We start from the raw sequence: 7,858 nt of genomic DNA on the forward strand, positions 1-7,858 counted from the left end.
CGGTCCGTGCCGCCGCCGAGCGGATCGAGCAGGTCGTTCCCGCGGCGCTGCCGGACGGCATCGTGCCGGAGCCGGACGAGCCGGCCGAGCCGTCGGACCTCGTCGTCGACGGGCCGGTCCGCCTCGCGCTGCGGGACGTCACCGTGCGGTGGCCCGGCGCGACGACGGCGGCGGTCGACCGGGTGTCACTCGACCTGCACCCGGGCGAGGTCGTCGTGCTCGAGGGCCCGAGCGGTGCCGGGAAGTCGACGCTCGTGGATGCCCTGGTGCGGTTCGTCGAGCACGAGGGTTCCTACACGCTCGACGGGGTCGAGGCCCGGTCGATGCACCCCGATGCGGTGCGTGCCCGGGTCGGGCTCGTGGAGCAGGACCCGTTCGTGTTCGACCAGTCCGTGCGGCAGAACCTGCTCTTCGCGCGCGACACCGTCACCGACGCCGAGCTCACCGCCGTGCTCGACCGGGTCGGGCTCGGCCCCTGGGTCGCCGGGCGCGGCGGACTCGACGCCCCGGTGGGGGAGCGCGGTGGACTGCTGTCCGGCGGGCAGGCGCACCGGCTCGCGCTCGCGCGGGCGCTGTTGCACGCCTTCCCCGTGCTGGTGCTCGACGAGCCGACGGCCGACGTCGACCCCGACCTCGGCGACGCCGTGCTCCGTGACCTCGTCGGTGCCGCGCGGCAGGCCGGCCGCACGGTCCTGGTCGTGTCCCACGTGCCGGTGCCGGCCGACCTCGTCGACCGGACCCTGCGCATGCGCGACGGGCGTCTCGTCACCGACGGAGCCGCCCGCTCGACCCGGTGACCGCCCGCCGGACGGACGGTCCGACGGCGGGGCCGGGGCGGGCCTCCAGGCCTTGTACCCTTGGTGATCGTGACCACCGAGCACTCCACCGCACCCTCCGGCGAGCAGCCCGCCGTCGATCCGGACGCCTACGACTTCCGCCGCATCCAGGAGAAGTGGCAGCCCCGCTGGGAGGAGCTCGGGCTCTTCACGACCGACCTCGACGACTCGCGCCCGCGCAAGTACATCCTCGAGATGTTCCCCTACCCGTCCGGTGACCTGCACATGGGGCACGCCGAGAACTGGGCGCTCGGTGACTTCGTGGCGCGCTACTGGCGCCAGCAGGGCTTCAACGTCCTGCACCCGATCGGCTGGGACTCCTTCGGGCTGCCCGCCGAGAACGCGGCGATCAAGCGCGGCGTCGACCCGGCCGAGTGGACGTACGCGAACATCGAGCAGCAGAAGGCGTCGTTCAAGCGGTACGCGCCGTCGTTCGACTGGACGACCGAGATCCACACCTCGGACCCCGAGTACTACAAGTGGAACCAGTGGCTGTTCCTGAAGATGTACGAGAAGGGCCTGGCCTACCGGAAGGACAGCTGGGTCAACTGGGACCCGGTGGACCAGACCGTGCTCGCGAACGAGCAGGTGCTGCCCGACGGCACCTCGGACCGCTCCGGTGCCGTCGTCGTCAAGAAGAAGCTGACGCAGTGGTACTTCGCGATCACGAAGTACGCCGACCGGCTGCTCGACGACCTCAACCAGCTCGAGGGGCGGTGGCCGGCGAAGGTCATCGCGCAACAGCGCAACTGGATCGGCCGCTCGGTCGGTGCCGACGTCGACTTCGTCATCGAGGGGCGCGACGAGCCCGTCACCGTGTTCACCACGCGCCCGGACACGATCCACGGGGTGACGTTCCTGGTCGTGGCGCCGGACTCCGACCTGGCGGCATCGCTCGTCGCCTCGGCGGACGACTCCGTGCGTTCTGCGTTCGCCGACTACCTGACCGCCACCCAGAAGACGTCCGAGATCGACCGGCAGAACGCCGACCGGCCGAAGACCGGCGTGCCGCTCGGCCGCTTCGCGATCCACCCGCTGACGGGGGAGCGCCTGCCGATCTGGGCCGCCGACTACGTGCTCGCCGACTACGGGCACGGAGCGGTCATGGCGGTCCCGGCGCACGACCAGCGCGACCTCGACTTCGCACGGGCCTTCGACCTGCCCGTCAAGGTCGTCGTCGACACGAACCAGCCGGTCACCGGCGCGATCCCGGTCATCCCCGAGGGCGCGACGCTCGAGGACCTCCCCGCGCTCGACCCGGTGTCGACGGGCGAGGCGCTGACCGGCCAGGGCCGCATGATCAACTCCGGGCCGCTCGACGGCATGTCGAAGCAGCACGCGATCACCGCGGCGATCTCGCTGCTCGAGGAGCGCGGCACCGGTCGGGCCGCGAAGACCTACCGCCTGCGCGACTGGCTGATCTCGCGCCAGCGCTTCTGGGGCACCCCGATCCCGATCATCCACGGTGCCGACGGCACCGAGCACCCGGTCCCGATGGACCAGCTGCCGGTGCGCCTGCCGTCGACCGAGGGCCTCGACCTGAAGCCGAAGGGCACCTCGCCGCTCGGTGGGGCGATCGACTGGGTGAACGTGCCGAACCCCGTCGACGGCACCCCGGCGACGCGCGACACCGACACGATGGACACGTTCGTCGACTCGTCGTGGTACTTCCTGCGCTTCCTGTCCGCGCAGGACGACACGCAGGCGTTCGATCCGGAGGCGGCGCGGAAGTGGGCGCCGGTCGACCAGTACATCGGCGGCATCGAGCACGCGATCCTGCACCTGCTCTACGCGCGGTTCGTCACGAAGGTCCTGTTCGACCTCGGCTACCTGGACTTCACCGAGCCGTTCTCGGCGCTGCTCAACCAGGGCATGGTGCTGTCCGGTGGCTCGAAGATGTCGAAGTCGAAGGGCGGCGTCTCGCTCGGCGACGAGCTCGACGCGAACGGTGTCGACGCGATCCGCCTGGTGATGGGCTTCGCCGGTCCGCCGGAGGACGACATCAACTGGGAGGACGTGTCGCCGTCGGCGTCCGCGCGCTTCCTCGCGCGCGCCTACCGCCTGGCGCTCGACGTCACCTCGGCACCCGACGCGGTCTGGGCGGACGGCGACCGTGCCCTGCGGCAGGTGACCCACCGGTTCCTGGCCGATGCGCCGGGGATGATGGAGGCGTTCAAGTTCAACGTCGTGATCGCTCGACTGATGGACCTGGTCAACGTCACCCGCAAGGCGATCGACAGCGGCCCCGGCGCCGGTGACCCGGCCGTGCGTGAGGCCGTCGAGACGATCGCCCTCGCCCTCGCCGTCTTCGCGCCGTACACGGGTGAGGAGATGTGGGAGAAGCTGGGCTACGAGGCCACCGTCGCCACGCACGGCTGGCGGAAGGCCGACCCGACGCTGCTGGTGCAGGACACCCTGACGGCCGTCGTGCAGGTCAACGGCAAGGTTCGCGACTCGTTCGAGGTGTCGAAGTCGATCGAGGCGGACGAGCTCGAGCAGCTCGCGCGTGCGTCCGCGAACGTGCAGCGGTACATCGGTGACCGCGAGATCGTGAAGGTCATCGTGCGGGCGCCGAAGCTCGTGAACATCGCGATCAAGGGCTGACGGGAGTCCTCCCCAGCTGACGGCCCGGCGGCGTCCTCCACAGGAGGGACCGCCGGGCCGTTGCCGTTCCCGCGGTGCGCCTAGCGTGCCGACCATGACTGCTCCGTCTCCTGAACCGCCCGGCGCCGGGTCGTGGGTGTCCCGGTTCGCGCTGTCACCGCGAGCTGCCGTGGCGCTGGCTGCGGTGGTGGTCGCGCTCGCCCTGGTGGTCGTCGCGATCGGGACGCTGGATGCGCGCTCGTCGGCCGGGGTGACGGTGACGAGTGGGCCGTCGACGGCGGAGGCTCGCCCGTCCCGCGGGCCCGGCACCGGTGCCTCGCCGGGACCCGCCTCGGCCGACGCACCCGGGGTCGGGGCGCCCACGGGGTCGGCGAGTGCGGCGGCGGTGTCCGTGTACGTGCTCGGCGCGGTGGTCCGTGCCGGTGTCGTGGAGGTCCCCTCCGGCACCCGCGTGGACGACGTGCTGCAGCAGGCCGGTGGAGCCACGGCGGACGCCGACCTCGCCCGGCTCAACCTGGCCCGCCCCGTGGTGGACGGGGAACGGCTGTACGTCCCGCGGGTGGGGGAGACGGCGGTGCCCGAAGCACTGCGGCCGGACGTACCGGGGGGCTCGGGTGGCGGGGGTTCGAGTGCCGGTGGCACCGCCGGGAGCAGCGGTGCGGGCGGCGTCGACCCCGGGGCGGACGTCGTCGACCTCAACACCGCCGACCAGGCGACGCTCGAGACCCTTCCCGGCATCGGTCCGGCGCTGGCGGCCCGCATCCTGGCGTGGCGCGAGGAGCACGGCGGGTTCTCGTCGGTGGATGACCTGCTCGAGGTCAGCGGCATCGGGGACACACGGCTCGCCGAGCTGCGCGACCGGGTCCGGGTCTGAGCCGTGGAGCTGCACCCCACCGTCGCCGACCTGCGCCTGGCGGGTCCGGTGGTCGTCGCCTGGGTCGAGGCCGCGCTGCTCGTCGGGGCACCGGGAGCGGCGTGGTGGTGTGCGACGACCGTCGCGTCGATCGGCGGTGCCGTCCTCCTGGCTCTCGTGCTGCCCGGTGTGCCGGTCCGCGTGCTGGGAGGCGTGCTGCCCGGGGTGCTGGGCTGCCTGCTGCTGGTGGCGGCCTGCGGCTCCCTCGTGGCGGTGGCGGTCGCGGTGGGTGCTCCGGAGCGGTCGCCGCAGCCGCTCGTCGATCGGCTAGGACGGACGAGCACCGTCGAGGTGGTGCTGACCCGGGACCTCGCCGACACCGACCGGTCGACGACGGGCACGCTCCGAGCGCTCGAGAGCTCGACGGGGCTCGCGGTCCCGGTCCGTGTGGTCCCCGCCGAGCACTTCCGTGCGTCGGCCGGGGCCGTACTGCGGGCGCGTGCCACCGTGCAGGCCGACGAGGGCGGCGCTCCGACCGCGGCGGTGGTGTTCCTGCGCGGACGGCCCGAGGTCGCGCCGCCGACCGGTCCGCTCGCGGCGGCGGAGCGCGTCCGCCGTGCCTTCACGGCGGTGACCGACGACCTGCCCGAACCCGGCGGCGCACTCCTGCGCGGGCTGGCGATCGGAGACCGCGGCGGCCTGGACCCGGCCACCGAGTCCGCGATGGAGACCACCGCCCTGACGCACCTGACGGCGGTGTCCGGCTCGAACTGCGCCGTCGTCGTCGCGCTCGTCGTGGCCGCGTGCCGAGCACTCGGGTTCCCCCGCGTCCTCCGGGCAGTCGTGGCGGTCGGGTTCCTCGTGGCGTTCGTGGTGCTCGTCCGCCCCGACCCGTCGATCGTCCGCGCCGCGGTGATGGCGGTCGTGGTGCTGGTCGTCCGGCTGTCCGGTCGACCGCTCCGCGGGGTGCCGCTCCTGGCGCTCACCGTCCTCGGCATGCTCGTGGTCGATCCCTGGTACGCCCGGGCTCCGGCGTTCGCACTGTCGGTCCTCGCCACCGGCGGCATCATCGCGTTGGCACCGCGCTTGACGGCCCTGCTCGCGCGGCGGTGGTGGCAACCCGTCGCCGCGGCGGTGGCCGTACCGGTCGCGGCGCAGGTCGCGTGCTGGCCGGTGACGGTCGTGCTCGCCCCGACCCTGCCCACGTACGCCGTGCCGGCCAACCTGCTGACCGACCCCCTCGCGCCGGTCGTCACCGTCACCGGGCTCCCCGCGTGCCTGCTCGCCCCGGTCTGGCCCTGGGGTGCGGGGGTCGTCGCGCACGTCGCATGGGCGCCCGCATCGCTCATCGGCGCGGTCGCCCACGGTGCGGCTGCCCTGCCGGCGGCGACGCTCGACTGGCCGGCCGGCCCTCCCGGCGCGGTGACGGCGGCGGTGGCCAGCGCGGCGGTCGCCGGAGCCGTGCTCGCCGAGCAGCAGCGCCGGACGTGGGCGCTGGTGGCGGCCGGGGCGGTCGTCGTGATCGGGCTCGGGGCCGTCGCCGTCCCGCGGCTCGTCGTGCGCTCGACCGTGCCGGGGGACTGGTCGGTCGCTGCGTGCGACGTCGGTCAGGGCGATGCCGTCCTGGTCCGCGACGGTGCCGGACCGGTCGCCCTCGTCGACACCGGCGACGACGAGGAACTGCTGCTCGGGTGCCTCGACCTGCTCGGGGTCGACCGGGTCGACCTGCTGGTGCTGACCCACTTCGACCGCGACCACGTCGGTGCGGTCGGAGCCGTGGCGGACCGGGTGGCGCGGGCACTGGTCGGCCCGGTCGGACGGCCCGAGGACGACCGGGTCGTCGAGGAGCTCGAACGGGCCGGCGTCGAGGTGCGCACTGCCGACGACGCGACGTCGGGCACCCTCGGCGCGCTGCGCTGGCGAGTGGTGTGGCCGCGCGCCGGCTCCCGGCAGTCGGGCAACGACGCGAGTCTCGTCCTCGAGACGATGCGCGACACGGCGTGCACGGCGTGCGTGTCCGGGGTGTTCCTCGGTGACCTCGGGGAGCACGCGCAGCGTCGACTCCGCCCGCTCGTGGAGGCGCACCCGGACGTCGTGAAGGTTGCGCACCACGGGTCCGCCGACCAGGACCCGGCGCTGTACCGACAGCTCGCCGCACCGATCGGACTCATCGGCGTCGGTGCCGACAACACCTACGGACACCCGACGGCGTCGGCGCTCGACGCCCTCCGTGCTGCGGGAACGACGGCGTTCCGGACCGACCGACAGGGCACCGTCGTGGTTTCGCGGACTGCCGACGGTGCGTTGACGGCGTGGACCGAGCGGACGGCGGCTCCGCCTCCGGAACCGGCGTCGACGGTCGGGCCGGCGCGGGCAGCGTCGGCAGCGGTCGCGTCGGTGCGGCCCACCTCGGCGGGACCTGCGTCGGCGGCGGCCCGTAGGATCGGACCAGGCCCCGACCAGCTCGCCCCGGAGCCGACGGAAGGAACGCATGCCCGCCAAGAAGCCCACGCGCGCAGCCGCCAAGATCGACCAGGTGCCGTGGTCCGGCGTCCGACCGGCACCCGTCGTGCTCGTCACCGGGCCCGAGCAGTTCCTGGCAGAGCGTGCGAGCAGCGTCCTCCGTGACCTGCTCGTCGGCGAGGACCCGGCGCTCGAGGTGCACGACCTCGAGGCAGACCAGTACGCGCCCGGGCTCCTGGCGACGCTCGCGAGCCCCTCGCTCTTCGGTGAGCCCCGGCTCGTGCGGGTGACGAACGTCGAGAAGTGCACCGACGCCTTCATCACCGAGACGATCTCCTACCTGCAGGCGCCCGCCGATGACGTCACGCTGATCCTGCGGCACGGTGGTGGCATGCGCGGCAAGAAGCTGCTCGACACCATCCGCAGCGGAGTCGGCGGCGGCGTCGAGGTCCAGTGCGACGAGCTCAAGCGCGACACCGACAAGATCGACTTCGTCAACGCCGAGTTCCGGGCCGCCCGCCGGAAGATCGCGCCCTCGGCGGTGCGCACGCTCGTCGCGGCGTTCGCCGACGACCTCGCGGAGCTCGCGGCCGCGTGCCGGCAGCTGCTGGCGGACGAGGCCGAGGAGATCACCGACCGGACCGTCGACAAGTACTACGGCGGTCGCGTCGAGACCAATGCGTTCAAGGTCGCCGACATCGCACTCGCCGGTCGCTCGGCCCCGGCGATCGTCGAGCTGCGGCACGCCCTCGCGACCGGGGAGGCCCCGGTACCGATCGTCGCGGCGTTCGCGAGCAAGATCCGCACGATGGCGAAGGTCAGTGGCTTCCGTGGGTCGAGCGGCCAGGCGGCATCCGCACTCGGCATGGCGCCGTGGCAGGTGCAGCGCGCGCAGCGCGACGTCGCGGGGTGGAGCGAGGCCGGGCTGGCGAACGCGATCACGAGCATCGCGGCGGCCGACACAGCGGTGAAGGGCGGGTCACGCGACGCGCACTACGCGCTCGAGGTCATGGTCCGGACCATCGCCCGCCGCGGCGAGGAGCGCTGAGGCGGGACGCGCCTCCCGGCGATCGGAAGGGCGTAGTGAAGGGAAAGGCGGTGG

5 protein-coding genes are annotated in these 7,858 nt (G+C 73.4%); all 5 read left to right on the top strand.

Annotated features, from left to right (window positions below; all coding sequences use genetic code 11):
* The coding region (locus D8M35_RS14375; RefSeq protein WP_126892461.1) for an ATP-binding cassette domain-containing protein at nucleotides 1-797 on the top strand (797 nt) is incomplete at its 5' end.
* Between the two features lie 69 nt (nucleotides 798-866).
* Nucleotides 867-3,440, top strand: coding sequence for a leucine--tRNA ligase (gene leuS, locus D8M35_RS14380; RefSeq protein ID WP_126892462.1), 2,574 nt, complete (start codon nucleotides 867-869; stop codon nucleotides 3,438-3,440).
* A gap of 94 nt (nucleotides 3,441-3,534) precedes the next feature.
* Nucleotides 3,535-4,314: a ComEA family DNA-binding protein gene (locus D8M35_RS14385; protein ID WP_126892463.1), complete on the top strand. Its 780-nt coding sequence runs from the start codon at nucleotides 3,535-3,537 to the stop codon at nucleotides 4,312-4,314.
* A 3-nt stretch (nucleotides 4,315-4,317) separates the two neighbouring features.
* Nucleotides 4,318-6,921, top strand: a complete 2,604-nt coding sequence (locus D8M35_RS14390; RefSeq protein ID WP_126892464.1) for a ComEC/Rec2 family competence protein — start codon at nucleotides 4,318-4,320, stop codon at nucleotides 6,919-6,921.
* Nucleotides 6,830-7,804, top strand: a complete 975-nt coding sequence (gene holA / locus D8M35_RS17115; RefSeq protein WP_238638249.1) for a DNA polymerase III subunit delta — start codon at nucleotides 6,830-6,832, stop codon at nucleotides 7,802-7,804. Before D8M35_RS14390 ends, holA begins: the two co-directional genes overlap by 92 nt.
* Nucleotides 7,805-7,858 lie beyond the last annotated feature (54 nt).

Source organism: Curtobacterium sp. HSID17257 (assembly GCF_003989515.1).
GTDB lineage: Bacteria > Actinomycetota > Actinomycetes > Actinomycetales > Microbacteriaceae > Curtobacterium.

What these genes read in the sequence shown, in the direction of transcription:
- D8M35_RS14385 (WP_126892463.1), top strand. Translation starts at nt 3,535, where the DNA reads ATGACTGCTCCGTCTCCTGAACCGCCCGGCGCCGGGTCGTGGGTGTCC.